The sequence below is a fragment of the Flavihumibacter sp. ZG627 genome (assembly GCF_000814325.1).
In the GTDB taxonomy this organism is placed as follows: Bacteria; Bacteroidota; Bacteroidia; order Chitinophagales; family Chitinophagaceae; genus Flavihumibacter.
Genome location: NZ_JPHF01000006.1, coordinates 118,537 through 143,940, shown reverse-complemented (window position 1 = coordinate 143,940; position 25,404 = coordinate 118,537). Strand labels below are relative to the sequence as shown.

22 protein-coding genes are annotated in these 25,404 nt (G+C 43.7%); 6 read left to right on the top strand and 16 right to left on the bottom strand.

Going from position 1 to position 25,404, the window contains the following annotated elements:
* Positions 1 to 2 precede the first annotated feature (2 nt).
* From rluF to HY58_RS13235, 7 genes are all read right to left on the bottom strand, one after another.
* Entirely contained in the window at positions 3 to 1,073 is a 1,071-nt protein-coding gene (gene rluF / locus HY58_RS13265) for a 23S rRNA pseudouridine(2604) synthase RluF (RefSeq protein WP_082022167.1), read from the bottom strand.
* Positions 1,074 to 1,152: 79 nt separating this feature from the next.
* Positions 1,153 to 3,189, bottom strand: coding sequence for a ribonuclease R (gene rnr, locus HY58_RS13260; RefSeq protein WP_039132864.1), 2,037 nt, complete (start codon positions 3,187 to 3,189; stop codon positions 1,153 to 1,155).
* Between the two features lie 10 nt (positions 3,190 to 3,199).
* Positions 3,200 to 4,285 carry a tetraacyldisaccharide 4'-kinase gene (lpxK, locus tag HY58_RS13255; RefSeq protein WP_253271569.1) on the bottom strand — a complete coding sequence of 362 codons (1,086 nt, stop codon included), beginning with the start codon at positions 4,283 to 4,285 and terminating at the stop codon, positions 3,200 to 3,202.
* On the bottom strand, positions 4,266 to 4,838 hold the full coding sequence (locus tag HY58_RS13250) for a 5-formyltetrahydrofolate cyclo-ligase (RefSeq protein ID WP_039132733.1): 573 nt from the start codon (positions 4,836 to 4,838) through the stop codon (positions 4,266 to 4,268). The genes lpxK and HY58_RS13250 overlap by 20 nt, the downstream gene beginning before the upstream one ends.
* On the bottom strand, positions 4,835 to 5,467 hold the full coding sequence (gene bioD / locus HY58_RS13245; protein WP_039132731.1) for a dethiobiotin synthase: 633 nt from the start codon (positions 5,465 to 5,467) through the stop codon (positions 4,835 to 4,837). Before bioD ends, HY58_RS13250 begins: the two co-directional genes overlap by 4 nt.
* A gap of 4 nt (positions 5,468 to 5,471) precedes the next feature.
* The gene (locus HY58_RS13240) at positions 5,472 to 6,011 is read right to left on the bottom strand and encodes an RsmD family RNA methyltransferase (RefSeq protein ID WP_039132729.1); all 540 of its coding nucleotides are present in this window, start codon (positions 6,009 to 6,011) and stop codon (positions 5,472 to 5,474) included.
* On the bottom strand, positions 6,002 to 6,847 hold the full coding sequence (locus tag HY58_RS13235) for a DUF3822 family protein (RefSeq protein WP_082022166.1): 846 nt from the start codon (positions 6,845 to 6,847) through the stop codon (positions 6,002 to 6,004). The genes HY58_RS13240 and HY58_RS13235 overlap by 10 nt, the downstream gene beginning before the upstream one ends.
* Positions 6,848 to 6,885: 38 nt before the next feature.
* On the opposite strand from HY58_RS13235, the gene HY58_RS13230 reads away from it, so the two are divergent.
* Genes HY58_RS13230 through HY58_RS13220 form a run of 3 tightly spaced genes read left to right on the top strand, consistent with a single transcriptional unit; the run spans position 6,886 to position 11,214 of the window.
* Positions 6,886 to 8,244 carry an MATE family efflux transporter gene (locus HY58_RS13230; RefSeq protein WP_039132725.1) on the top strand — a complete coding sequence of 453 codons (1,359 nt, stop codon included), beginning with the start codon at positions 6,886 to 6,888 and terminating at the stop codon, positions 8,242 to 8,244.
* On the top strand, positions 8,223 to 10,748 hold the full coding sequence (locus tag HY58_RS13225) for a cation-translocating P-type ATPase (RefSeq protein ID WP_039132723.1): 2,526 nt from the start codon (positions 8,223 to 8,225) through the stop codon (positions 10,746 to 10,748). Before HY58_RS13230 ends, HY58_RS13225 begins: the two co-directional genes overlap by 22 nt.
* Complete coding sequence (locus HY58_RS13220) at positions 10,726 to 11,214, top strand: GNAT family N-acetyltransferase (protein ID WP_039132721.1); 489 nt, start codon at positions 10,726 to 10,728, stop codon at positions 11,212 to 11,214. The genes HY58_RS13225 and HY58_RS13220 overlap by 23 nt, the downstream gene beginning before the upstream one ends.
* Here HY58_RS13220 and HY58_RS13215 read toward each other — a convergent pair.
* The 6 genes from HY58_RS13215 to HY58_RS13190 form a co-directional block, all read right to left on the bottom strand.
* Positions 11,209 to 11,970, bottom strand: coding sequence for a hypothetical protein (locus tag HY58_RS13215; protein WP_156123688.1), 762 nt, complete (start codon positions 11,968 to 11,970; stop codon positions 11,209 to 11,211). The genes HY58_RS13220 and HY58_RS13215 overlap by 6 nt on opposite strands.
* 5 nt (positions 11,971 to 11,975) lie before the next feature.
* Positions 11,976 to 12,335 carry a dihydroneopterin aldolase gene (locus HY58_RS13210; RefSeq protein WP_039132717.1) on the bottom strand — a complete coding sequence of 120 codons (360 nt, stop codon included), beginning with the start codon at positions 12,333 to 12,335 and terminating at the stop codon, positions 11,976 to 11,978.
* Between the two features lie 14 nt (positions 12,336 to 12,349).
* Complete coding sequence (gene trxB / locus HY58_RS13205) at positions 12,350 to 13,303, bottom strand: thioredoxin-disulfide reductase (protein WP_039132715.1); 954 nt, start codon at positions 13,301 to 13,303, stop codon at positions 12,350 to 12,352.
* A 108-nt stretch (positions 13,304 to 13,411) separates the two neighbouring features.
* Positions 13,412 to 14,305, bottom strand: coding sequence for a DUF4249 domain-containing protein (locus HY58_RS13200; protein ID WP_052324109.1), 894 nt, complete (start codon positions 14,303 to 14,305; stop codon positions 13,412 to 13,414).
* Positions 14,306 to 14,432: 127 nt separating this feature from the next.
* Positions 14,433 to 15,290 carry an RNA polymerase sigma factor RpoD/SigA gene (locus tag HY58_RS13195; RefSeq protein ID WP_039132713.1) on the bottom strand — a complete coding sequence of 286 codons (858 nt, stop codon included), beginning with the start codon at positions 15,288 to 15,290 and terminating at the stop codon, positions 14,433 to 14,435.
* Positions 15,291 to 15,514: 224 nt separating this feature from the next.
* Positions 15,515 to 16,693, bottom strand: coding sequence for an AIR synthase related protein (locus HY58_RS13190; RefSeq protein ID WP_039132710.1), 1,179 nt, complete (start codon positions 16,691 to 16,693; stop codon positions 15,515 to 15,517).
* Here HY58_RS13190 and HY58_RS13185 point away from each other — a divergent pair.
* Positions 16,692 to 17,747: a bifunctional riboflavin kinase/FAD synthetase gene (locus HY58_RS13185; RefSeq protein WP_253271568.1), complete on the top strand. Its 1,056-nt coding sequence runs from the start codon at positions 16,692 to 16,694 to the stop codon at positions 17,745 to 17,747. The genes HY58_RS13190 and HY58_RS13185 overlap by 2 nt on opposite strands.
* On the opposite strand, the gene holA is transcribed toward HY58_RS13185, so the two are convergent.
* Entirely contained in the window at positions 17,715 to 18,710 is a 996-nt protein-coding gene (gene holA / locus HY58_RS13180) for a DNA polymerase III subunit delta (protein WP_039132708.1), read from the bottom strand. The genes HY58_RS13185 and holA overlap by 33 nt on opposite strands.
* Positions 18,711 to 18,919: 209 nt before the next feature.
* Here holA and HY58_RS13175 point away from each other — a divergent pair, with 209 nt between their 5' ends.
* Positions 18,920 to 19,894, top strand: coding sequence for a hypothetical protein (locus HY58_RS13175; RefSeq protein ID WP_039132706.1), 975 nt, complete (start codon positions 18,920 to 18,922; stop codon positions 19,892 to 19,894).
* Positions 19,895 to 19,961: 67 nt separating this feature from the next.
* Here HY58_RS13175 and HY58_RS13170 read toward each other — a convergent pair whose 3' ends face one another.
* Both HY58_RS13170 and HY58_RS13165 read right to left on the bottom strand, forming a co-directional pair.
* A complete protein-coding gene (locus HY58_RS13170) occupies positions 19,962 to 23,435 on the bottom strand; it encodes a hypothetical protein (RefSeq protein ID WP_253271567.1) in 3,474 nt (1,157 codons plus the stop codon).
* Positions 23,436 to 23,492: 57 nt separating this feature from the next.
* A complete protein-coding gene (locus HY58_RS13165) occupies positions 23,493 to 25,136 on the bottom strand; it encodes an ABC-F family ATP-binding cassette domain-containing protein (protein ID WP_039132702.1) in 1,644 nt (547 codons plus the stop codon).
* A 90-nt stretch (positions 25,137 to 25,226) separates the two neighbouring features.
* Between HY58_RS13165 and HY58_RS19530 the strand changes: the two genes are divergently transcribed.
* Complete coding sequence (locus HY58_RS19530) at positions 25,227 to 25,397, top strand: hypothetical protein (protein WP_156123687.1); 171 nt, start codon at positions 25,227 to 25,229, stop codon at positions 25,395 to 25,397.
* Positions 25,398 to 25,404: the final 7 nt, after the last annotated feature.

Below are 25,404 nucleotides of genomic sequence, written 5' to 3'. Positions count from 1 at the left end.
TTCTATTTGCCTTTCTGACGGAATGCCTTGTATTTACCTAATGGTTTTTTCTCTGTTAAGGGAGGTTTGCTGCCGGCTTTTTTTGTTGCTGCTGTTTTTGTATTGGATCCTGTTTTCGCCGGTGTTAAAGCCTTTTTAGCTGCCTTTGCTTTCTTTTGAAAATCAGCTTTCTTTTCAGCAACAGCATTCCTGCCGGGTGATGATTTTCTGCTGGTGCCTGCGTGTTTGGTGGAATTGGATCGCTTTGATTTATCAGCCCCTACTTCCTTTTCGCCGGATCGGTTAAAACTACCTTTCTTTTTAGAGGTTGTTGATTTTGTAGCGGGCTCCCTGAACCTGGCATTCTTAACGGCCTGGCCTGAAGAATCTTTAACCGATTCCTTTAACAAAGTGATTTCAGCATCACTGAGATAACGCCATTTGCCAGGGGCTAGTTTGTCGATGCGAACATTCATGATCCGGACACGTTGTAATCCCTCAACATTATAACCAAGGAACTCACACATCCTCCTGATCTGGCGGTTTAATCCCTGCGTTAGTACGATCCGGAAACTTTGCCTGCCGGTTACTACAACCTTACAGGGGAGAGTAACCGTTCCAAGCATTGGAATACCTGCTGCCATCTTTTCCGCAAAACCAGGTGTGATAGTCTTATTGACCCTAACAATGTATTCTTTCTCGTGAGCATTGCCTGCGCGCAGGAGTTTATTGACGATATCGCCGTCATTTGTCAGAAATATTAGTCCCTCTGAATCTTTGTCAAGCCTGCCGATCGGGAAGATCCTCTTGGGGAAATTGATATAACTGATAATATTCCCTTTAATATGTTCCTCGGTGGTAGTTGTAATTCCAAGAGGTTTATTGAAAGCGATATAAATCAGTTTTTCCCTGTTATCAATGGTAATGAGGCTGCCATCTACCTCCACCTGGTCGCCGTGCTTGTAGCGGTTTCCCAGCCGGGCGGTTTTATTATTGATCAATACTCTTCCTGCTGTGATAAGTTCATCGGCTTCCCTGCGCGAACAATATCCTGTATCACTGATAAACTTATTAAGACTGATTGACTGGTCCATTGCACAAAGATACCGTCAACGGCGCTGATTCTATTCATTGTTTCGGCTGAGCCTGCTCAATCTAATTTTCAGCAGTGTATTATTTCTTTTTCCTGCTTTTTTTTGCGACTCTTTGCAGATGTTCTCCAGATCCTGTATCTTCTTTTAATGCGGTGGTGATGACCCATTCATAATCGAGCTGGCGTTTATCAAGATTAGCCGCTACTACCCTTATGCGAATTTTATCGCCCATACGGAAAGTGCGACCACTTCGCCGGCCAGCAAGCATATAATCTGTTTCCACATGGCGGAAATCATCGTATTCAGACAAGCTGGCAATGCTTACAAGTCCTTCACATTTATGTTCTACTGTTTCCGCCCAGAAACCAAAAGAAGAAACGCCACTGATGACTGCATCAAATTCATCACCCAGGAAATTCTGCAGGTATTCCACCTGTTTGTATTTGTTACCTGCGCGTTCTGCTTCCATGGCAGCACGTTCGCGCTCACTGCTATGCTTGCATTTCTCTTCCATCTTTTTATCAGGCTGCACCTTGCCATCCAGCAACTCCTGCAAGACGCGATGAACCAATACATCGGGATAGCGGCGGATAGGTGAAGTAAAATGACAATAGTGTTCAAAGCCCAGACCATAGTGTCCGATATTCTTAGTGGTATAGATAGCTTTCGCCATAGTGCGGATTCCCAATTGTTCCAGCACATGTTGTTGCGGCATACCCTGAACTTCTTTCAATAACTGGTTAAAAGACTCTGCAATTCTTTCAGGTGATTTCGTATCAAAACTATGTCCGAATTTGCGGGCGAACGCAGCAAAAGGAACAAGCTTTTCCTCATCCGGTTGGTCATGTACACGGTAGGCAAATGGGATAGCTTTCTTGTTTTGCTCGGCCTTCGTAACATGTTCTGCAACCGTCCTGTTTGCCAGTAACATGAACTCCTCAATTAGCTGGTGTGCCTCCTTGCTTTCTTTAACCATGATCCCAATAGGTTTACGGTTTTCATCCAGTTTGAACCGCACCTCCTGCGAGGAGAAATTGATAGCACCCTTTTTGAATCGTTGCTTGCGGAATCGTTGTGCAAAATCATTGAGTAGCAAAACTTCTTCTTTATAAAGGCCATCACCGCTTTCAATTATCTCCTGTACTTCTTCATAAGTGAACCGATGATCGGAATGGATGATAGTACGTCCAAGCCAGTAATCTTTCACATCACCCTTACCCGATAGCTGGAAAATTGCTGAAAAGGTGAATTTATCTTCATGTGGCCTGAGTGAACATAATTCATTGGAAATTTTTTCGGGCAACATAGGATTAACGCGGTCGGGAAGGTATACAGAAGTTGCGCGTTGATAGGCCTCCTTATCCAGGGCGGTATCGGGTTCAACATAATAACTCACATCTGCAATATGTACACCAATCTCATACCCGTTTTTAAGTTTTCGGATTGAAAGGGCGTCATCAAAATCCTTTGCATCCACAGGGTCAATGGTAAATGTTAGAACTTCCCTGCAATCACGTCTCTTCTTGATTTCGTTGGCAGGAAGCAATTCAGGAATGCGGGCAGTTTCTTCAAGAACATCTTCAGAGAATGCCATTGGGAAACCATTTTCCATAATGATCTCTTTCATGGCCAGATCATTTTCTGCCTGTTCTGCCAATACTTCCACTACTTCACCGGTTGGTTTTTTATTAAGCTCCCACTGAACGATCTTTGCTATTACCCGATTGCCATTTTCAGCCCCATTCAGATTAGAAAGTGGGATATAAATATCCGGCATGGGTTTATCACTATCTGAAATAAAGAATGCAAACGACTTGCTTATTTCTATACGCCCCATGAATACATTTTGTTTGCGGCCCATCACTTCGGTAACAACTCCCTGCATACGGGCGCTTCTTCCTGCCGACTTCGTAATCCTGACGCGAACTGTATCACCATGCATGGCAGTATTGAAATCATTGGGCCTGATCAGGATATCCTGCTCAAGCTGGTCCACAATTACAAAGCCCATACCACTCCTGGTAATATCGAGCCTGCCACGAAATTCATTTGCTGAGGTGGATTTAGTTTCTGAACCGCCACGTGATTTCTTTCTGGAATCCTTCTTTTTACTCATCATTTTTTTATTAGGCACTTGCAGAAAATTGCTTAATAAATGTACCGATTAAAGCTGTAAAGCGAGCATCATCATCAAACAAAAAACGCATCTCGATCGGTATAACAAAAAATGGCAATGCCTGTAATTCCTGTTCAAATTTTTTCAATCGTACAGCATCTTTTTCGGTAGTCAGGATAATCTTATGCTTTGTATCCATTTCTTCAAACCTGCGCCTGATCTCATTCAGGTCATCAATGGTGAATATATGATGGTCTGTGTATACCAGTTGTTCATAAGTGCCCGCCACATCAGTAAGCAGGCGTTTAAGTGGTTTGGGATTTGCAATACCCGTTACCAACAGCACTTCAACATCATTGGTGATCTGGTAATTACTGCCATGAATAATATGATAGAGTTGACCATAACGGATGGATGAAAAAAACAATTGCTGATTCGGCAATAGTGCAAGTTCCTTTTTGATCTCGTAAGCTTTTGAATCATCAAGATCAGCAGCACATTTTGTAACCACCACAATATCTGCCCGTTGCACACTGCGTCTTTCATCCCTCAGGTCACCTGTTGGCAGGTACCAGTCGCGGGTATATAAATTGTTATAATCAGTTAAAACAATATTTAGTCCGGCTTTAATAGCGCGGTGCTGGAAAGCATCATCCAGAATAATTGCCTCGGTGTCAGGACGGTCATGCAGCAATTGAGGAACAGCAAGTACCCTTTCCTCACCTACTGCAACTGCCACGTGGGGAAATTTCTGGTAGAACTGCATTGGTTCATCACCGATTTCAAGGGCAGTGGAAGAAGTATTGGCCAGCGCATATCCTTTCGTCTTTCGCTTATAGCCTCTGCTAAGTGTTGCCAGTTTGTATTGGGTGCCGAGCTGTTGAAGCAGATATTCCACCATAGGCGATTTGCCGGTACCTCCCGCTGCCACATTACCCACACAAATGACAGGGAGTGCAAAAGAGGATGAAGGGAGTATATTTTTATCGTAGAACCAGTTACGGATAATTATGGCCGCCAGATATAGCAGTGAGAAAGGGAATAAAATGATCCTAACCGGTTTGAGCAAGGGAAAATTAAAATTCATAGATGGCATCAGGTGTTAGGCAGTAATTTAAAGGTACATCAAATTGGTCCACACCTGGTATTGCCGGCTCCGCTTCAAAGTATGAAAAGCCGATACGGATAACATCTTCCCTGCATCTTTCCAGGTATCGGTCATAAAAACCTTTGCCATAACCAAGCCTGTATCCCTTAGCGTCAAAGGCAAGTAAAGGCACCAGCACCAGGTCTATTTCGGTTGGAGAAATATATTGGCCATCCACAGGCTCTGCGATACCATACCGGTTCCTCCGGAATGTGCTTTCCTCATTTACCAGAAACGCCTCCATTGAATGGTCTGTAAAATCACAAACGGGATAAGCGATCTGAAGGGACGGAATTCTGAATTCCAGGAAATCCGTAAAGAGGAAACTATTTATTTCTCCCCGTTCAGGCAGGGGCCAATAGGATAAAACAGTTTGAACATGTGGAGCTATTTCGAGCTGCTGAAACAAAATCAGGATTAGGTCATCAAACCTATTTCGTTCGCTAGCGCTGAGGGATAAGCGCTTTTCTGAATAATATTTTCTTAATGCTTCCTTTGTCATATAAGTTGCATTAATGCAGGCCGGAGATTTGCCGCCTGTTCCCGTATAAACCATGCGTTGCAGTCAGCATTAAATGGAATGGATCCAATGATGGGAAATCCGCTCCACGCAACAATCTCCTCTTCATACTGCATATACTGGTCATTAAATACCCATCCCATCACATCAATGTTATTACTTTTGCAATATGACGCTGCCAGGAGTGAATGATTAATGCTACCGAGGTAATTCCTGCTAACCAGTATAACTCTCGCATTCATATGGTGAATGAGATCTGCCATGAACTCTGTTTCATTTAATGGTACAAGTAATCCACCTGCACCTTCAATTACTAGTGGCCTCTGAGTATGGGGCATCAGCTTTACAATTCCTGCACAGGTAATCCTGATATTTTCCTCACGTGCAGCAATATGCGGTGATGCAGCCATTTGCAAAAGGTATGCTTCTGGATATATGATATTAGTCCCTTTAGTTATTCTGGACGAAACCCATTCCCGGTCTGTTCCGCCTTCAATACCTGCCTGCACAGGCTTCCAGTAATCCCCTCCTATAGCTTCGGTGATGATGGCAGCAACAACTGTTTTACCTATTCCCGTGCCGATACCCGTTATAAATATGGGTTGCTGCATGGTATCAGCGATTTATGAAGAATGAAAATAAGGTTGTTCCGTAATTCCGCTCCTGAACAAATTTTTCGAAGTCGGCATAATTATTACGCGGGGTGTGTTCCAGCACAAACATTGCACCTGGTTTTAACAGACCATGCTCAATGATCTTTCGCGGGAGATCATCAATTGTAGCGAGTGCATACGGTGGACCAGCGAAAATAAAATCATACTGATCATCACAGGTTTCTATGAATTTGAAAACATCCATTTTGATCACTTTTACACCGGTAAGTCCAAATTCATTTGCTGTTTTCTTGATAAATTCGTGCATAACCGGATCCTTTTCAACAATGGTCTGGTCTGCAGCCCCACGCGAAGCCAGCTCAAAGCTGATGCTACCTGTTCCCCCAAAAAGGTCAAGTGTTTTGAGTCCTTCGAAGTCAATGTTATTCTGTAGTATATTGAAAAGTCCCTCTTTAGCAATATCAGTGGTTGGTCTTGTATGTGGCATTTTTGCCGGTGGATTGACCTTTCTGCCACCAAGCCTGCCGCTGATTATACGCATGTGGCCATTTGTATGAGCGGGGTGAAATAATGTTCTGGCTGCTCCTGAAACAATGCCTTGTCGAGCTGAACTGAGTCGGGAAGCTTCACCGTATAGAGGTTCCGGATATATTTAAATAATTCGAGATAGAGTGCCGATTGAACATCTATCCATCCATCAAGTGTTACATGGACCGTTTCGGGCGACATATTAAATTGCTCGAGAGCTGATAAAAGAAAATAGCTGATATCTTCCGGAACATGGTATTCATATTGCTGGAGAAGAAGCCATTCATCGCGGCGGATTGCCATGGCTACCCTGTTGGTTTCAAACATCAGGTATGCCTGCCCGATAGCAGGGTCTTTAGGAAGCCCGTCGAGCCATTTGATCCAGAGGGAGAAAAAGTGCCGGTGCCTCACTTTATAATTGGCATCTGAGAGTGCATGATACCAACTGGTTGGAACACGATAAATCACATAATCTTCCCTTCCTGCAACCAGGTCGGTAAGAGTGGTGCCGCGGAAAAGATCACCATACTGTAGATCAAGTAATTCTTTGCTACTCTCCTCATGAAACACGGCAGCTGGAATAACGGCAGCCTGAATTCCCTGGTGCACTACAACTATCTCTGACCATGATTGCAACCACTGGTGGTTTTCCCTTAGCCAGTCTACCAGGGCAAAGTCCAGCTCCACTGCCGACCTGTCAAATTGGATAAGGCGATACAATAATGGATGTTTCTCCTGGTCAACTACCAGCAGCCTTAGTCCTTCTTCCAGTACCTGCAACATCAGTAAACATTGCGAAGGGTCAGAATGGACACCTAATGTTATATCAAATCTTGTTGAATGAGACATATTGATGGCTGCAATAATACGCTATTTTCGGGCTAATTATGTCTTCTGCAGCCCCCGCATCAGACCTTCGTTTAACCACCAGCAACCGGCAGATACTCTATATCGCATTGCCGATAAGCTTTTCCATTTTTGTACCGCAGATCAACTTTATAACCAATAATATATTTTTAGGGCAGCTAGGTGAAACATCTCTCGCAGCTGCCGGCATCACAGGAGTATATTATTTAATATTTGCGGTAATTGGCTTTGGTTTAAATAATGGCCTTCAAGCTATTATTAGCCGAAGGGCCGGGCAAGGCCGCGTGGAAGAGATCGGCAAACTTTTTATCCAGGGTGTATACCTTTCCCTGGGCATTGCTTCAATTGGTATAATTATTACCTATTTTTTTGCACCTGCATTATTGGGAAGCACACTCCGCTCTCCTGAAATGACCAATCAATGTATTGAATTTCTTCAGATAAGGATCTGGGGGTTGCCCTTCCTTTATATCTACCAGATGCGAAATGCCTTGCTGGTAGGAACCAACCAGAGTAAATTACTGGTTTGGGGAACGCTGGCTGAAACGCTTGCCAATATTGTGCTCGACTATGGACTAATTTTCGGCCATCTCGGGTTGCCCGAGTTAGAATTTAACGGCGCCGCCATTGCCTCAATCATTGCTGAATTCCTGGGTATGTTCGTAGTATTTGCCGTTATTGAATGGAAGGGAATCAGCAGGCAACTTTCACTCTATCGAAACCTAAGATTCAATCCAAAAGAAAGCCGTCTTCTTTTCGAGCAGTCATCACCGTTGATATTTCAGTATGCAATAAGCGTTATCAGCTGGGAATTCTTTTATGTTTTGGTAGAGCATCATGGCTCACGTGATCTTGCCATATCAAATACGATGCGAAATATCTTCGGCATCTTTGGCGTATTCACCTGGGCCTTCGCAGCTACAACCAATACCATGGTAAGCAATATCATCGGCCAGGGCCGTTCAGACCAGGTGGTGGCACTTGTTGGAAGAATTGTAAAACTAAGTATGATGCTTGCTTTCACGCTTTGCCTGCTGCTGAACATTATACCGGAAACCTTCCTTTCGCTTTTCAGCAGCCAACCTGAATTTATCCGCGAAGGCGTTCCGGTTCTCAGGGTTGTATCGGTAGCGCTGTTCCTGATGTCATTTGCAAACATCTGGCTCAATGCAGTTACAGGTACTGGAAATCCCGGTGTTAATCTTAAGATTGAAGTGTTTGCCATCATAGCATACAGCATATATGTTTATCTTGTTCTGGAAGTATATCGCCTGCCAATAACCATTGGATGGATGGCAGAATGGATTTACTGGAGTATATTATTCATGCTATCGTTTATGTATATACGTAGTGGAAAATGGAAAGGCAAACAAATATAACCGGCTTAACGGATGAGCAGGTGCTCCTTTCAAGGCAGGCCAATGGTACCAATATTTTGGTGCGCAAAAAGGAGTATGCAATTTTCCGGGCTCTTCGTGATCTTGCAAAGGAGCCCATGGTAATACTGCTACTGGCCGCGGCCACTATATACTTCATCAGTGGCCAGGTGGGAGATGGAATATTCATGGGGGTTTCTATTTTACTGGTTGCCGCTATCTCGCTCTACCAGGATGCCCGCAGCAGGACTGCTTTAGAGGCCCTGCACAAACTAACACAGCCAAATGCAAAGCTCATTCGCAATGGGAAAAAGATAACCCTGCCTTTAGGTGAAATTGTATTGGGAGATATAATGATAATTGATGAAGGAAGTTCTGTTCCGGCCGATGGAGTTATTCTGCAAGCCAATGATTTCAGTGTTAATGAAGCTATCCTTACCGGTGAATCAATGCCTGTTGCCAAGAACAATCAAAGTTCAGATATACAGGTATACCAGGGAACAACAGTAGCCACGGGATTAGCTATTTGCGAGGTGACAGGTATAGGCATCAATACTAAGCTGGGACAGATCGGAAAAAGCATGGAGAGTATTGAAGAAGAAAGGACTCCCCTGCAGGTCCAGATCAGCAGCTTTGTCAAAAAAATGGCATTATTCGGAATTGTGGTATTTGCAATAGTATGGGCCATCAATTACAATAAATCCGCTGATATCCTCGACAGCCTTTTAAAATCACTCACACTGGCCATGAGTATTCTTCCGGAAGAAATACCGGTAGCCTTTACCACTTTTATGGCCTTAGGTGCATGGCGATTAATGAAAATGGGGATCATCGTAAAACAGACTACAACAGTAGAAGCATTAGGAAGCGCCTCCGTGATCTGTACCGATAAAACAGGCACCCTTACCAATGGGCAGATGAGCCTGGCCAGACTCTACACTTTGGTTGATGACAAAATTGTTGATAGCGACGGTGCTGCATCAGAGCACACAATAGCTTTGATAAGAACAGCCATGTGGGCCAGCGAGCCTTTTCCATTTGATCCCATGGAAAAGGCATTACATAAAGCCTATGGAGAAACTGCCGCCGTTAATGAAAGAACTTCCTTTCACATGGTACATGAATATCCATTGGGAGGACAGCCACCGATGATGACGCATGTCTTCACAAATGATGAAGGAGAGCGAATCATAGCAGCAAAAGGAGCTCCTGAGGCAATCCTTTCTGTATCGACCCTTTCAGAGGAAATATTAATTCGTATCCAACAAGTTCTGGATAAGATGACACGTGAAGGTTATCGTGTACTGGGAGTGGCAGATGCAATTTATGAAGGAAATGATTTCCCCGCAGAACAGCAATCCTTTCAATTTGAATTCAGGGGATTAGTTGGATTTTATGATCCGCCAAAAGAAAATATTAAACAAGTACTGGATGATTTTTATTCGGCTGGATTAGATGTGAAGATCCTCACGGGCGATAATGCCGCCACTACCGATACCATTGCAAGACAGGTTGGTTTGAGGCATCCCGAAATGGCAATAGATGGTGGTGCATTGATGGATCTGCCGGCTAAAACCTTTGAAGAAAAAACAAGAAATTCCACCGTTTTCACCAGGGTTTTCCCGGAGGCAAAACTCGCTATTATCAGAACGCTTAAATCAGCCGGTGAGATTGTTGCGATGACTGGTGACGGTGTAAATGATGGTCCCGCTCTGAAAGCTGCACATATAGGTATTGCAATGGGCGAGAAAGGTTCTGAGATCGCTAAAAGGGCTGCATCACTAGTACTGATTGATGATGACCTTGGAAAGATGGTTGAAGCGATCGCTATGGGCCGTCGCATATATACTAACCTTAAAAAAGCTATCCGGTATATCATTTCCATTCATATACCGATCATTCTGACCGTCTTTATTCCATTGGCTCTCGGATGGATATACCCGAATATTTTCACACCAGTGCATGTTATATTTCTGGAGCTCATAATGGGGCCAACATGTTCCATTATTTACGAGAATGAGCCTGCCGAGCCAGGCATTATGCAGGAGCCTCCCAGGCCATTCCAGGAAACATTCTTTAACTGGCGGGAGCTCACCACAAGTATAATCCAGGGACTTGCTATTACTGCCGGAACCCTCTTCATTTACCAGTATGCTGTAAGAATTGGAATGGACGAAGCGCTCACCCGTACCATGGTATTCATTACACTTGTATCGGCGAATATATTCCTGACTTTAGTGAACAGATCTTTCCATCACCTCATCTCCACCACCATACAGTATAAGAACAACCTTGTTCCATTGATTATTTTTATCACTATGGCATTAACGGCAGCACTCCTGCTGATTCATCCGCTAACGGAATTCTTTGAATTCCGCACACCCGCTATTTCTGAATTGGGAGTAGCCGCAGCAATCGGGTGTATATCTGTTGTTTGGTTTGAAGGAATCAAAATATTTCTGATAATGCGAGAAAAACAAAAACATGATACGCAAGTACCAGGCTGAAGATTTCCAACTCTTAAAAAGTTGGGTATCTGATCCTTTTTTACTTTTTCAATTTGCCGGACCGGCCTGGAAATTTCCCTTAATAGAAGACCAAATCCGGCAGCACCAATTATTATATCCCTTTAAGCAATTGTATATGGGATGCGATGATAATGGAGATGCTTATGCTATGGGTGAGATCATCACCAATGAACCACATTCTCCCAGGCTGGGAAGATTGCTGGTTGGGGAAAGAGCCTTAAGAGGCAAAGGCCTGGGAACAAAATTTATTAGTGAACTAATTGATGAATGTAAACGGCTGCACCAGGCGGAGATTATCTGCCTTTTTGTAATGGAAGGAAATGATGCTGCAATACATTGCTACCTTAAACTCGGATTCAGATTTAGCGAGGAAGAGATACCCGATATGATATATGAAGGGGTGCCAAGAAAGATATTGAAGATGATCCTTGAAACCAGGTTATGAATTTAATTTCTGGCTGATAGTTTCCTGTAATCTCCGCCCCTCCTGTTTAACCCTTATATCATCCTGGATCTTAACAGGTAAATTGTTGAGTGTTTGTAATAAGGATATCGCTTTCCCCTTTTGGCCCACCTGGTTGTATACTTTAGCGAGTTCAAGGTAGTTAAGATTGAATGCCGGATTTAACTGACGGCTCTTTTCATATGCATTGATAGCATCCGAATAGCTTGCTTCGGGAAATTCGCCATAGAAAACTTTTACAGCTGTTCTTTTAAAAATGCCCAGATGGGAAATTTCATAATACCATTTTCCCAAAACATGATATCCACGGAAGTCGTTGGGTGCAAGTTGTACCGCACGGTCAGCAAATGTTTTGATGTCCTTTACATAACTGATCATATCCTTACCGGAAGAAACAAGTGCAAGCCTGCCCATGGCAACCGACATCACAAAATTAGCTTCTGCGGAATTCGGATCCAGCTTAAGTGCCCTTGCTGCAAAGGCACGGGCAATCTCATAATGCCTTGCCTGGATTTCTTTTCTTTTATGGCGATGACCAATTTTAGAAGCGAGTTCACTTGACCGGCAAAGCGCAACAATGCTTGCAGGTTGCAATTTGACTACCTGCTGATATTTCTCAAAAGCAAGTTCATCATTCATAGCTGTTTCCGCCTTCACAGCTTCCTGCATAAGAACCTGCCAGTCCTGCGAAAACGCTATGAAAGGCAATAAAAGAAATAGGGTCAGGATCTTCATCATCATAATCACTTATCAAAATTCATGCTCATGCTGATTCCCAATTTCCCTTCGAAATTTTCTATGGGAACATTCAGTTTGAAAATACTGATACGTATCTCCCGTACCTGTTTATATTCACGGGCAATTTTCCGCATAATACCATCCGCCAGTTGTTCCAACAAAGGGGTGGCAGTATTCATCCGCTTGCGAACCAGGTTATAGAGATCAACATAATTGATCAGATTCCCGATATCGTCATAGCCTCCTTTCTTTACCTCGTAACCAACGTCAAGATTCACCTCGAACCTGTTACCAGTCTTATCTTCTCCATCATAGAGACCATGGTATCCATGAAAGATAAGGTTATGTAAATGAATGGTCGTCATAATAACGGAAAGGGTTATACATGTGCTGCTGCAGACAGGAAGCGCTCTGCATCCAGGGCGGCCATACATCCGCTTCCTGCAGCCGTTACCGCTTGGCGGTATATCTTATCCTGAACATCTCCGGCCGCAAATACACCTTCTATATTCGTTTTAGAAGTACCAGGTACTGTCTGAATGTAGCCGGCTTCATCCATAGTCAGCCAGCCTTTGAATATATCAGAATTGGGCTGGTGGCCGATGGCAACAAAAAACCCACTTACCGGGACTTCTGTTTTTTCGCCAGTGAGATTATTGTGTATCCTTACTGCCTGAACTTTATTATCGCCCAGTATCTCATCTGTTTCGGAGTTCCAATAGACTTTAATATTAGGTGTTGCTTTCACTCGGTCCTGCATCACCTTGGAAGCCTTCATTCCATCTTCCCCTTTCCGAACGATCATATGAACCGTACTTGTCAACTTAGAAAGGTAAAGTGCTTCTTCCGCTGCTGTATCTCCAGCACCAACAATAGCCACTTCTTTACCGCGAAAGAAAAATCCATCACATACTGCACAGGCGCTAACCCCAAAACCATTCAGTCTTTGTTCGCTTTCCAAACCCAGCCATTTTGCGGATGCGCCGGTTGCTATGATTACAGCATCTGCTGTTATCTCTTTTTCCTCATCAATTGTTACTTTAAAAGGACGATTGCTGAAATCAACCTTTGTAGCCAGGCCAAAGCGGATATCAGCTCCCATTCTTACCGCCTGCTTTTCAAAATGCACCATCATCTCAGGCCCCTGTACTCCGTCAGCATAGCCCGGATAATTTTCTACCTCGGTGGTTATGGTTAACTGTCCACCTGGTTGTATGCCCTGGTATAATACTGGTTTGAGTGCTGCACGTGCTGCATAAATGGCTGCTGTATAACCTGCAGGTCCTGATCCGATGATCAGGCAGTGCACATGTTCTGTTTCTTTATTCTCCATACTTGTAGATTGCTTTTACGCTGTTTCAGAATTTGCAAAAATAGCTGGAATTGTGTTAAGATGATGTGACCAAAAGCACCCATACATCCTGATCTTCAACAATCGGGATTATTTGGGTATGATAAGTCTTTTATACTGTACCGCATAACCCCCAAAATAGCCGAGAGCCCTTCCGGAAATATTGCCAAGCACACGGGTGGGAGAAGAAAAGGGATTGCCAATACTGCTATAGTTGAATTCCATGGTTCGCCAAAAATCAAAGCTGGCCTTGTTGATATTGGTGAATTTTATAACTACCGTATCGCCGCGGGCAAAAAATGAATAATCCTCAAAATCGATATCGGCATTACGATCCACGCCCTGTTCCACTTCCGTATCATAGGTGGTTCCATCAACGATCTGGTCATCAAAAACAGAATTAAGACCGGGATTGAAGTTCCCGCCATTTACAGAAGTAAAGAAACGGATATAATTTCCGAATCCAGGTGGGTCTGTAACCCTTGCCATCAACACAACTTTTGTTGTATCAGGATTATTGGGAGACGGTTTCCACCAGAGTGAATCAACGGTTTTAGAGAGGATCGGGATTGTGGTTTCTGCAGAATACAGCTTACCCTCAACGGTTATTGTCATCTGGTAATTCAACCCCTGTTCTCCAACAAAGGCTGTTGCCAGATCAGCTGAATCAATACTGTAATAGTAGATCGTGCTGTTACCTGCAACCAGTGAATACTCCTTAAGTGAATGCTCCTGTATACCATTAGAAATTTTAATATCGGCATTTCTTACAAAGGAGGACGCAAGTATCTCCTCATTGATTTCACTGAAGTAATCAAAGCTATTGGTGAGAATAACTACCGGAGGTTGATCTGTTTCAATAACTGCATCAACCACCAGTTTCGGTTCTTCATTATCCAGGTCAAATTCAACTGTCTTCTCGCAGGCCAGTGCCAGTACCAGAACCAGCAAAAAGCTTATATGTTTTATAAACCGAAAGATCATGGAAGAATTTTATTGCAATAATAACAAGGATGGCGGGAAAAGGTTAGGTGCTAAAAAGGTGCCTGGCATTTATCATGACAGGCACCTTTACTATATATAATGACAAGCTAGCCTGCCATTCTTTATTTTATCCGAGGTATGCTTTCAGCGCGTTGCTGTAACGTGCTTTCTGCAGGCGTTTGATTGCCCTTTCCTTTATCTGGCGGATACGCTCTTTGGTAAGATCATACTTCTGCCCGATCTGCTCAATGGTAACTCCATTTTCGCCATCAAGACCGAAATAAGCATTTACGATCTCTGCTTCGCGGGGACTCAGAGATTTAAGTACCCGGCGGATCTCATTGCGGAGAGAATCCTGCATAACATCCTCATCAGTATCATCGCTTCCTTCCAGCAAATCGCCCATGGCTACATCTTCTGCCTCGTGCACGGGTGCATCGAGGGAAGTGTGACGGGTATTGCTCTGGAAGATATTATTGATCTCGGTTTCGCTCATTTCCAGGATCTCGGCAAGTTCTTCAGTAGATGGCTCACGCTCATGTTCCTGTTCAAACGCCATGTAGGCTTTGTTAGCCTTATTATATGTTCCGATCTTATTCTGGGGCAGACGTACAAGACGACCCTGTTCGGCAAGAGCCTGAAGGATTGACTGACGAATCCACCATACAGCATAGGAAATGAATTTAAATCCTTTTGTTTCATCAAAACGCTGTGCAGCTTTGATCAGACCGAGGTTACCCTCATTGATCAGGTCACTCAGGGAAAGGCCCTGGTGCTGGTACTGCTTAGCCACAGATACAACGAAACGAAGGTTAGCCTGAACTAATTTGTCCAGCGCGCGCTGATCGCCCATCTTGATCCGTTGGGCCAGAGTAGTCTCCTCTTCCGGGGTGATCATGGAGATCTTGGAAATTTCCTGGAGATACTTTTCTACCGCTTGGGAATCACGATTGGTAATCTGTGTAGCAATTTTAAGCTGCCTCATGCCTGTCTTTAATTTAATTTATAACGCTCTAATGACGCTTACGGTTCGCCGGAGGTTGCAATAGGAAGGTGTAGGAAGGCGAATTCGGTCCACGAACTGTCTGCAAAAATAATCACTGGCGCACAGATTTCATAGCGTCTGTGGATAATTATCTGCTTTTTATAGATAAATATTCAATTGGTGTGCCATCAAACCCTTAAGGGGACTAACGCAATCGATTTCGGTTAATATTTTACCAAAGTTCCATCCGGACTGTGGACAACTAGCTCTTTCTTGCTCTGTGAGGCTTCCACCTTTCCCACAATGCGGCCTTCTATGCCCAATGCTTTTCCCGCTTCTATCATTTTACCAGCATTATGATCACTGGTGAATACTTCAAGCCGATGTCCCATATTAAATACCTGGTACATTTCACGCCAATCTGACCCGGAAGCCTGCTGTAACAAATTAAACACTATAGGAGGCTCGAAAAGATTGTCCTTAATGATCCGGAAGGGCTTAGGTAAGTATTTGAGACATTTTGTTTGTCCCCCTCCGCTGCAATGAACCAATCCATGGATATCATTAAAATATTCTCCCAACAGAACTTTCATGAGGGGTGCATAAGTGCGGGTAGCGCTCAATACCAGGTGACCGATATCAGTAGTTCCGAAACCTGGTATTTCAATGGCATCCGTCAACCGGTGCTTGCCTATATATACCACTTCATCCGGCAAGCCGGTATCAAATGATTCGGGAAAATCCTTTGCATATATTTTAATAAGGGCGTCATGTCGGGCACTGGTAAGTCCATTGCTTCCAATTCCGCTATTGTATGCATTTTCATACTTTGCCTTACCGGCACTGGCAAACCCCACTATAACATCGCCTTCTGTTATCAGGTCATTGGTAACCAGTTTTTTCTTAGGCCAGCGGGCTGTCATGGTTCCATTCACTGCAATGGTCCGCACCACATCCCCCACATCAGCAGTTTCACCCCCCAGGTAATGGATGTTGACTCCATAGGTCTTCATCTCATCAAAAAATTCCTGGGTGCCTGATATAATAGCTTCCAGCACTTCACCAGGAATAAGTCTTTTATTCCGGTCGATGGTAGAAGAAAAAAGAAGATTATCATTAATACCTACACAAAGAAGGTCATCAATATTCATTACAATCGCATCCTGGGCAATACCTTTCCAGATTGAAGTATCCCCTGTTTGCTTCCAATATAGATAAGCCAGAATGCTTTTGGTTCCCGCCCCATCGGCGTGCATAAGGTTCACCCAGTTAGCATCTCCCCCCAGATAGTCAGGATAGATCTTGCAGAATGCATGTGGATAAAGGCCCTGGTCCAGCTTTTCCGTTGCCTTATGCACTTCTTCTTTCTGGGCCGAAACGCCACGTTGCGAATAAAGACTCATGGTAATTTATTTCAAAGGGCGAAGGTGCAACAAAAAGGGCAAAAGGGCAAAAGGGGGTATTTCCCTTGTGCATTCCATTCATTGGCTTAGTTTTGCCGACCCCATGCAGGTACACAGAAATATTGAAGATCTACCGGTATTCCGGAATGCCGTGGCAACCATCGGCACATTTGATGGTGTACACCTGGGTCACCGGAGTATTATTGCCCAATTAAAAGCCATTGCAGAAAAGGTGGATGGCGAAACAGTCATCATTACTTTCCATCCCCATCCACGCCGCATTGTGAGCGGGCAACAACAACCCATACTCCTGCTCAACAGTTTACCCGAGAAGATCCGCTTGCTGGAAGCGGCAGGCATTGATCACCTGGTAGTTGTACCCTTTACAGCAGCATTCGCAGCGCAGTCTCCTACCGCCTATATTGAGGACTTCCTGATTAAATATTTTCATCCTCACACGGTCATTATAGGTTATGATCACCGTTTTGGGAAAGACCGGGGTGGTGATTTTCATCTGCTTGAAAAATATGCTGCTACCAATGCTTTTCAGCTAGTGGAGATTCCGGGAAAAGTACTGGATGAAGCTACCATAAGCTCCACCCGCATCCGCCAGGCACTGCTAAAGGGTGATGTAAAAATGGCTGCTGAACTGCTTGGCTATCCTTATTTTTTTGACGGAGTGGTTGTAAAGGGTAACCAGTTAGGCAGAACACTCGGGTACCCAACTGCAAACCTGCAGCTCACAGATAATGAGAAATTAATACCTGCCAATGGAGTGTATGCAGTAACAGCAATGATCAATCGAAGTTCATATGGCATCCTCAGGGGGATGATGAATATTGGTGTTCGGCCTACTGTAGATGGACTGAACAGGGTTATTGAAGTGAACCTGTTTGATTTCTCATCAGATATCTATGGCGAAACAGTGGAAGTGCACCTGCAGGAACGCTTAAGAGCCGAACAGAAATTTGATGGATTGGAAGCCTTGAAGCTGCAGCTGGCTGAAGACAAGCAGGCCAGCTTACATCATTTTGAAAACCATCTCCCTCATTAAAGAAGAGTCTTCTGTTCCACTGTCGTTAATTCCAATAGCCCTGAGGTTATATTCATGCAGCAGAAGCAATATTCTTTCAATTCCTTCATAACCGTAACGATTAACCGTACTGATATAATCTTTTACAAAAAAGGGTGACGTGCCTATGGAGGAGGCAATCATTTTTTCATCCTTGCTCTCCACTCCGAACAACATAAATGCCTTACTGAAAAATCCATACAGCGCAGGAAGTACCATCTGTATTGGTCCGGCCTTAGGATTTGATTCAAAATAATTGATGATCCGGATTGCCTTTGCAAGATCCTTCCGGGCAATGGCATCCTGCAATTCAAAAACGTTGAACTCCTTGCTGATACCAACAAACTGTTCGATATCATCTTCCGTTATGGTTTTGGAATTTCCAAGATTCACCAGGAGTTTATTGATCTCATTATCTATACGGCTAAGATCATTCCCGATATGATCTACCAACAACAGCACTGCTTTCTGGTTGATCTGGTAGCCCTTTGAAGAAACAAGCTTTTCCGTCCAGCCCGGCAACTGGTTATCATACATTTTCTTCGTTTGCAGCAATTCGGTTTTTTCCTTTAGCAGTTTACCGAACTTAGTTCTGCTGTCAAACTTCTTTTCTTTGTGCGCAACCACAAAAACCGTTGAAGTAAGCGGCTTATTGATATAATTCTCCAATTTATCCAGATCCCTCATTTGTTGCGCCTCCTTCAATAATACAACCTGTCTTTCGGCAAACATCGGATAGCGCATACAGGCATTTACCACATCAGCCCAGTTTGCTTCCTTGCCATAGAAAATTGTGAGATTAAAGCCGGCTTCCGCCTCTGAAAGTAGGTTATGTTCAGCTTCCCTTACCAACTGGTCAATATAGTAGTCCTCTTCACCTTCGAGCCAGTAAACAGGTTTGAATTGCTTTTTTTTCCAGTCGGACAGTATTTTTTCTACAGACATTCGCTTTTGTTCAGAATTGCAATAATAATTGAAAGCTGGGGAAAAAGTTGGAAATTAGCGTGGCATTGCATCTTACCCTCCTGAGAACGACAAATCTTCTACTAAAAAAAAAATTGGCACGGTTTTCGAAAAGCCTTCATTAACCGTTTAAAAAAAACCTTAATAACCCATTCATTAACCATTTCTAAATTAAGAAAAAACAAATAGCAATGAGCACATCAAATTATCCCTCAGCAACCCCCACGCAAGAACCTAAGAAAGACTATAAAGGTCTGATCATTGCACTACTGGCAGCTGGTCTGCTGGGAACATGGGGTTACTTATTGTACAACAACAATAAGAACGAACAGAACATTCAGCAAAAAGAAGCAACCATCGCTCAGGTAACAGATGAAAAGACAGAACTGCAGCGTAACTTCGATGCTTCCCTCGCCCGTTTGGATTCAGTTACCGGCAGCAACAATGCTTTGCAGGGTCAACTGACAGACAAAAACAGTGAGATCGGAAAACTCAAAACTGAGATCCGCAGCATCCTGAACAAGCGTAATGCAACACAGGCTGAATTGAATCGCGCCAAGAAACTGATCTCTACAATGAACGAGAAAGTAGCAGGACTTGAGCAGGAAGTTGCCCGTCTAACTACGGAGAATACCCAGCTTAATACTGACCTGACAACTGAAAAAGTTAAGACTTCACAGTTGACTACTGATCTTACTACAACTACTACGCAGAAGCAGGAACTGGAGAAAACTGTTGATATCGCATCTACATTAAATGCCTACAACATTTCTATTACTCCAATCAATGAGAAGAGTGGTGGTAAAGAGAAAGTAACATCTACTGCAAAGCGTGTTGACAAACTGGTTATCTCTTTTGATGTTGACAACCGTATTGCACCTGCAGGAAGCGCAGAAGTTTATGTTCTCGTAACTGGTCCTGATGGCAAGCCTGTATCTCAGGAAGCACTTGGTTCCGGTACATTCACTACCCGTGAAGAAGGTGACAAGCCTTTCACTGCAAAGGTTCCTGTAAAGATCGAGACTGGTAAGAAAACTCCTGTTGAGTTTGCATGGAAGCAGGGTTCTGATTTCCAGCGCGGAAACTATAAGATCGAGATCTATCACAATGGTTTCAAGATCGGTGAAGGAACTCGCGAACTTAAAAAAGGTGGCCTCTTCGGTTAATCACGATATTTTATCCAACAATCTCTTGAATAGCACACAGAGCCCTACTTCGGTAGGGCTTCTTTTTTTACAACAATGCCCTGAGTGCTGCCCTACCTACATGAATGGTCCGGTTTTCTCCTGGCCTACGACCTTCATACTGAATATTCAACTCAAGGTTTTTTCCTAATCGTTTTGTAAGGTCAAGACTCCATAGTAAATTCTTACCGGGTTGTAATCCATCCAGCATGATATAGCTGATGGTTGAATTGGTAGAGTAAGGATACTCAATAGTATTATAAGTGAATTTTCCCTGCACGGAGGCATTCTGCAGGAGATTATATTTTATATCGGTATTGAAAGCATGGGAAGTATATTTTTCTGCTCCACCCATCTGGTTATTTTTATTGCCATAACGATATCCTCCCACGATCCGGAAGTTTGCCCCATAGGTAAATGTGAGGCGAGGCTCAAGGGAATATTGTTCTATATCATAGTTCCTGTTATCAAATTTTATATTGCCGGTTGTAAGCGTAGTGTATCCGTTTTTTGCAGTGATATCTGCTGTGAACTTCCGCGTTAAATTCCACCTGCTTCTGAGGGTCCACTCCTGAAGTGACCTGCTCTCCAAACCATATGTCAGCAAAAGTTTTCCACTGTTCCTTGTATTGCTGATATCAAATCCCCATTTAGTTCCCGAGCGGTTAAAGGCCAGACTGTTTACCCAAACACTGGTGAGGGTGATCAGCGTGCTGTCATAAAGTGAATTACTGAATGGATTGAAATGAGAAATACCATCTGCAAGCTCCTTACGAAACAACTGAAGGGACGATTGAAGATTAATCCGGGCCGCGAATTTACCCAGGCCGGATGATTGCTGCGGATCGATCATGGCCCGCGGATTCAGCGACATGCTATAATTAAAACTATTATAGGCTGCTTTTACAAATTCATTGGTTGGCGTGAATATCCTGATATAACGTGCCTGGTCCTGGAACAGCGCTACTTCAAATTCATTCAACTGTTGAACACCATCATTGTCATAATCAAACCATGCATATTCTCCCTGACCGGCAGGTACTTCCAGGAAAACAAAATCCCTTTTTTGTTCCTGCCCTGCACCCAACTCATATAACATATTGCCGGTTAGCATTCCTTTCCACTCATTAACTATATATTCTATTCTCCCCAGCAGGCTCTTGTCCGAAACAGCATTACTGTTTGTTTTCTGAAAAACTTCTAAGGTGCGGTAGGTGGTATTGACTTTCAACTGGTGGGCCGGATTCGAAAAAATTGATGCCCCCAGTGAAAAGTTCTGGCTTCGGTCTGTCCTTATAAGGTCTTTACCAATGGGAAGTTTATCACTTCTTGTATAGTAGCTCAGTATCCAGTTGTTCTGTTTAGTGGCATCAGACTGTAGATAGAACTTCATAATGTCAAAGGAAAAACTATAAGGCGTAATACTATCGGAAGATTTATTTCTTGCCTCATTATGTTCGAGTGCATAGTTTATGCCGAGCGTATAATTGCGGAGGGAGGAAAATGTTTTTGCAATATCTATTGATGGTCTGAAAAAATATCCCTTGTCGGAAGCTCCGGAAGCATTTGTAATACTTATCTGGTTATTGAAGCGCCAGCCATTGGTTTGATGAAGGTGAAGAAAACTATTACGCAGGCCCCTGAAATCATCACTCCGGTTATAACCGGTTAACTGATACCGGACCTTGTTGTCTTTCTGGTCTAACAATTCAACACCACCGCTATACATGGTTTCGTCAGCTGGATTAACCAAAATCGGGAGTCCCCAATCGCGGGTGAACTCCACATTCCTGAGACGTTCAATAGGCCTGAAACTTCGTTCCACCCATTCCATAGAACCATCCGTTTGCACACGGAGGCTTTTATTAATAGGTATCACCTGCCTGGCAAGCAGACGTGCAGCGAACCCTTTATCATTTCCTTTATCCTTAACCGAAAATGTATTGATATTATAGTTGCTCATTCCTATATCTGCACTCACCGTGGTTTTTCCTTGAATAACATAATCTGCACCTACTGTTAACACCTGTTGTTGCTTTGGCGTTACCAGAAATGTTGCCGCTTCATACCTGCCATTCGGCCTTCCATTTAAAGGCTCCACCCACCTGAAAACCTTGCCATTGGCAGCATTCAGATCAGGAAGGTAATTTCCATTTCCCTCCCCTACATCAACAAAACCGAGATTGTATCTTGCACTATCGGGATTGGTTGAATACACATAGATAGAATCAGGAACGCCATTAACGAGCACTTCAATTCTCTTATAGAGAACTTTTCCAGGTGAGAAAGTATCAATTTCCGCTACCGGGAAAAATGCGCGCTGGATGCTGTCACCAACTGATCCAAGAAATTGTTTCTGCCTTGTATCGAGGTTCTGATTGATGGGTGAATTTTTTGCATCATTATTAGAGAATGCTCCCAGCCTAACCTTAATTCTTTCTCCGAAATTGGTTTCGTTGGCGAGGTAAAGATTTGTATTAAGATAATTCCGGTCGGCATACTCAAATTCCACCTGTATCCTCCGGTCCTTATTAATCATACGGTTAGGGGTAAACGTTACTTCGGCAGTATTGTAATTGATAACATAATCACGGTCCTCTCCTCTTTGCAGCAATTCGCCATCAATGAAAACCCTTTCGGTTCCTGCAAGTACTACAAAATAGAGTTCATTGTTGGCACCGGTAAGCCGGTATGGACCCTGGTTGCCTTCAAGTCCATCGAATACATTACGTGTGAATTTACCTTTGGCAATGGACCCGCTCACCATGGTACTATTAGTTATATTTTCTGCTATGCGTGAAGTATTTTCAAAAGCAGCGCCCTGTAATCGTTTATAAAAATTCAGGAAGTAGTTCCTATTCTGACGGATATCAATATCACCCATACTAAGCTGCCAGCCTTTCTTTTTGAACTGAAGGAATATTCGGTCAAACTCATTGAGCTGCTGCGTTGTTCCATCGGGTTGAATCGGAATATTATTATCTGTGATAGCAGCCATGATCTCAATGCTATCTGCCAGGAAACCATTCAGCTGCATATTAAGGTTTGAGCTCACCACAGCATCCTGTGCATTCCCAAAGGAGATCCCTCTGCCGAAACTGCCACTATAACTGATGTTTCCAAAGTTGAAGAAATCTTCTGCGGGCGTCTGCCTTCCTGGTCCGCTGATGGTGGCTCTTGTAATATAGCTGTTCACCAGGCTGTCGAAATCAAAGACCCTCGCCTTAGCATTGAGTTTATTTGGGAGCACCCGGTATTGTACAAGTACTGAATCAAAAGGGAGTTGTTGATTCCAGCGTAGGATACCATTCAGCCAGTCGATCGTATAAAGGGAATCTGCAATACCTGTAATCTTTAGCGATCCGGGAACAAGACTTGAAGAATCCACTGTAATGGAACCGCTGGCAACCGGAATCTTTTTCTGTCGAAGGTTGGATAGGCTTTTACTGCCGGTGGCAGGTATCTGTCCGGCTGCGCTAAAAGCAGTGGTTAGGATAAAAATGCATATCAACAGCCTTCTCAACAAGCCCGTGGTTTTCTATTAAGCGCGCTAAAGATAGCATTTATTGCCTGCGCCTTCTTACCAAACCATTACGGCATTCCCATACATCTCCTCCCGGAGTTGTTTTACACGTGCATCCTCGAGGTATTCATCAAATGTCATGAGTCTATCAATAATACCTGAAGGTGTTAGTTCAATAACCCGGTTTGCCACTGTTTGCATAAAAGTGTGGTCATGCGAAGTAAGCAGAACGATACCCGGAAAATTCTGGCAGCCTTCATTGAAACTCTGGATGCTTTCCAGGTCGAGGTGGTTAGTGGGTTGATCGAGCATGATCAGGTTTGGATTCTGAAGCATCATGCGGCTGAGCATGCAACGTACTTTTTCACCACCACTCAGTACATTGGTCTTCTTCATGATATCATCTCCGCTGAATAGCATTTTTCCAAGGAACCCACGGAGGAAAGGTTCATCAGCATCTGTTACATTCGGTGGAACAAACTGGCGAAGCCAGTCGAGCAGTGAAAGCTTGTCGGTAAAGAACTCATTATTCTCAATGGGCAGATAAGCACTGGTAATAGTGGTACCCCATTCAAACTGTCCCTTATCTGCCTTTTTATGATTGTTGATGATCTCGAAGAAACTGGTCACCGCAAGAGGGTCGCGGCTCAGCAGAGCGATCTTATCTCCTTTATTTACACTGAAGCTGACTTTATCAAACAACAAACGCCCATCTACTGAGTAGCCAAGTTTTTCGACGTTAAGTATCTGGTTACCCACCTCACGCTGGGGCTGGAATATGATTCCGGGATAACGCCTGTTGGATGGTTCTATCTCTTCAATGGTGAGTTTTTCAAGGGCTTTCTTTCTGCTGGTTGCCTGCTTCGACTTGGAAGCGTTGGCGCTGAATCGGGCAATGAATTCCATCAGGGCAGCACGCTTCTCCTCTGTCTTCTTATTCTTATCATTCACCTGGCGGCTCATCAGCTGCGAAGACTCATACCAGAAAGTATAGTTACCGGTAAAGATCTTTATCTTCTGGCGATCAACATCTGCCACATGGGTACAAACTGCATCGAGGAAGTGACGGTCGTGTGATACCACCAATACAATATTTTCATAGTCGGCCAGGAAATTCTCCAGCCAGCTGATGGTCTCAATATCCAGGCCGTTGGTAGGTTCATCGAGCAACAGGATATCCGGGTTTCCAAAAATAGCCTGTGCCAGCAACACCCTTACTTTAAGGTTACCGGGAATATCTTTCATCAGGCTCTGGTGAAATTGCTCGGGCACACCCAATTCTGAAAGCATGCTTCCCGCATCACTTTCTGCTGTATATCCACCCATTTCACCAAACTCACCTTCTAATTCGCCGGCGCGCATGCCATCTTCTTCAGAAAAATCTTCCTTAGCATAAATTGCATCGCGCTCCTGCATCACCTCCCACATTTTCTGATGCCCCATCAATACCGTATTGAGAACGGTAACTTCATCATAAGCAAAGTGGTTCTGCTTAAGCACTGCCATACGTTCCCCCGCCCCAATGGTCACAGAGCCTTTGCTGGGTTCTATTTCTCCTGAAAGGATCTTGAGAAATGTAGATTTTCCTGCACCATTGGCACCAATCACTCCATAACAATTGCCTTTCATGAAGTTGAGATTCACTTCATCAAAGAGAACACGCTTACCAAAAGAGAGGGTTACATTATTAACTGAAATCATATTAGTCTACCTTTTTCGAGGCGCAAAGGTACAACAAAATTGAGGCGATTTTGCTTATTTTTCGTATCTTATAACAGCAATTTTTCGCATATGAAAAAGGTATTGATCGTTGTGCTCCTGGTAGCACTGGGCGCTGCCGTTGCATTTGCGAGCTTACGGAGCAATTCCAAAAAATCAGTTCCGGAAAAGAAGGTAGAAAAGAAAGAGACCATTAAGCAGGAAAAGAAAAAAGAATGTAAGCGCACCTGCCTGTTTGGATGAGGTAGAA

What these genes read in the sequence shown, in the direction of transcription:
- rluF (WP_082022167.1), bottom strand. Translation starts at nt 1,073, where the DNA reads ATGGACCAGTCAATCAGTCTTAATAAGTTTATCAGTGATACAGGATAT.
- rnr (WP_039132864.1), bottom strand. Translation starts at nt 3,189, where the DNA reads ATGAGTAAAAAGAAGGATTCCAGAAAGAAATCACGTGGCGGTTCAGAA.
- lpxK (WP_253271569.1), bottom strand. Translation starts at nt 4,285, where the DNA reads ATGCCATCTATGAATTTTAATTTTCCCTTGCTCAAACCGGTTAGGATC.
- HY58_RS13250 (WP_039132733.1), bottom strand. Translation starts at nt 4,838, where the DNA reads ATGACAAAGGAAGCATTAAGAAAATATTATTCAGAAAAGCGCTTATCC.
- bioD (WP_039132731.1), bottom strand. Translation starts at nt 5,467, where the DNA reads ATGCAGCAACCCATATTTATAACGGGTATCGGCACGGGAATAGGTAAA.
- HY58_RS13240 (WP_039132729.1), bottom strand. Translation starts at nt 6,011, where the DNA reads ATGCGTATAATCAGCGGCAGGCTTGGTGGCAGAAAGGTCAATCCACCG.
- HY58_RS13235 (WP_082022166.1), bottom strand. Translation starts at nt 6,847, where the DNA reads ATGTCTCATTCAACAAGATTTGATATAACATTAGGTGTCCATTCTGAC.
- HY58_RS13230 (WP_039132725.1), top strand. Translation starts at nt 6,886, where the DNA reads ATGTCTTCTGCAGCCCCCGCATCAGACCTTCGTTTAACCACCAGCAAC.
- HY58_RS13225 (WP_039132723.1), top strand. Translation starts at nt 8,223, where the DNA reads ATGGAAAGGCAAACAAATATAACCGGCTTAACGGATGAGCAGGTGCTC.
- HY58_RS13220 (WP_039132721.1), top strand. Translation starts at nt 10,726, where the DNA reads ATGATACGCAAGTACCAGGCTGAAGATTTCCAACTCTTAAAAAGTTGG.
- HY58_RS13215 (WP_156123688.1), bottom strand. Translation starts at nt 11,970, where the DNA reads ATGATGAAGATCCTGACCCTATTTCTTTTATTGCCTTTCATAGCGTTT.
- HY58_RS13210 (WP_039132717.1), bottom strand. Translation starts at nt 12,335, where the DNA reads ATGACGACCATTCATTTACATAACCTTATCTTTCATGGATACCATGGT.
- trxB (WP_039132715.1), bottom strand. Translation starts at nt 13,303, where the DNA reads ATGGAGAATAAAGAAACAGAACATGTGCACTGCCTGATCATCGGATCA.
- HY58_RS13200 (WP_052324109.1), bottom strand. Translation starts at nt 14,305, where the DNA reads ATGATCTTTCGGTTTATAAAACATATAAGCTTTTTGCTGGTTCTGGTA.
- HY58_RS13195 (WP_039132713.1), bottom strand. Translation starts at nt 15,290, where the DNA reads ATGAGGCAGCTTAAAATTGCTACACAGATTACCAATCGTGATTCCCAA.
- HY58_RS13185 (WP_253271568.1), top strand. Translation starts at nt 16,692, where the DNA reads ATGGTAATTTATTTCAAAGGGCGAAGGTGCAACAAAAAGGGCAAAAGG.
- HY58_RS13190 (WP_039132710.1), bottom strand. Translation starts at nt 16,693, where the DNA reads ATGAGTCTTTATTCGCAACGTGGCGTTTCGGCCCAGAAAGAAGAAGTG.
- holA (WP_039132708.1), bottom strand. Translation starts at nt 18,710, where the DNA reads ATGTCTGTAGAAAAAATACTGTCCGACTGGAAAAAAAAGCAATTCAAA.
- HY58_RS13175 (WP_039132706.1), top strand. Translation starts at nt 18,920, where the DNA reads ATGAGCACATCAAATTATCCCTCAGCAACCCCCACGCAAGAACCTAAG.
- HY58_RS13165 (WP_039132702.1), bottom strand. Translation starts at nt 25,136, where the DNA reads ATGATTTCAGTTAATAATGTAACCCTCTCTTTTGGTAAGCGTGTTCTC.
- HY58_RS19530 (WP_156123687.1), top strand. Translation starts at nt 25,227, where the DNA reads ATGAAAAAGGTATTGATCGTTGTGCTCCTGGTAGCACTGGGCGCTGCC.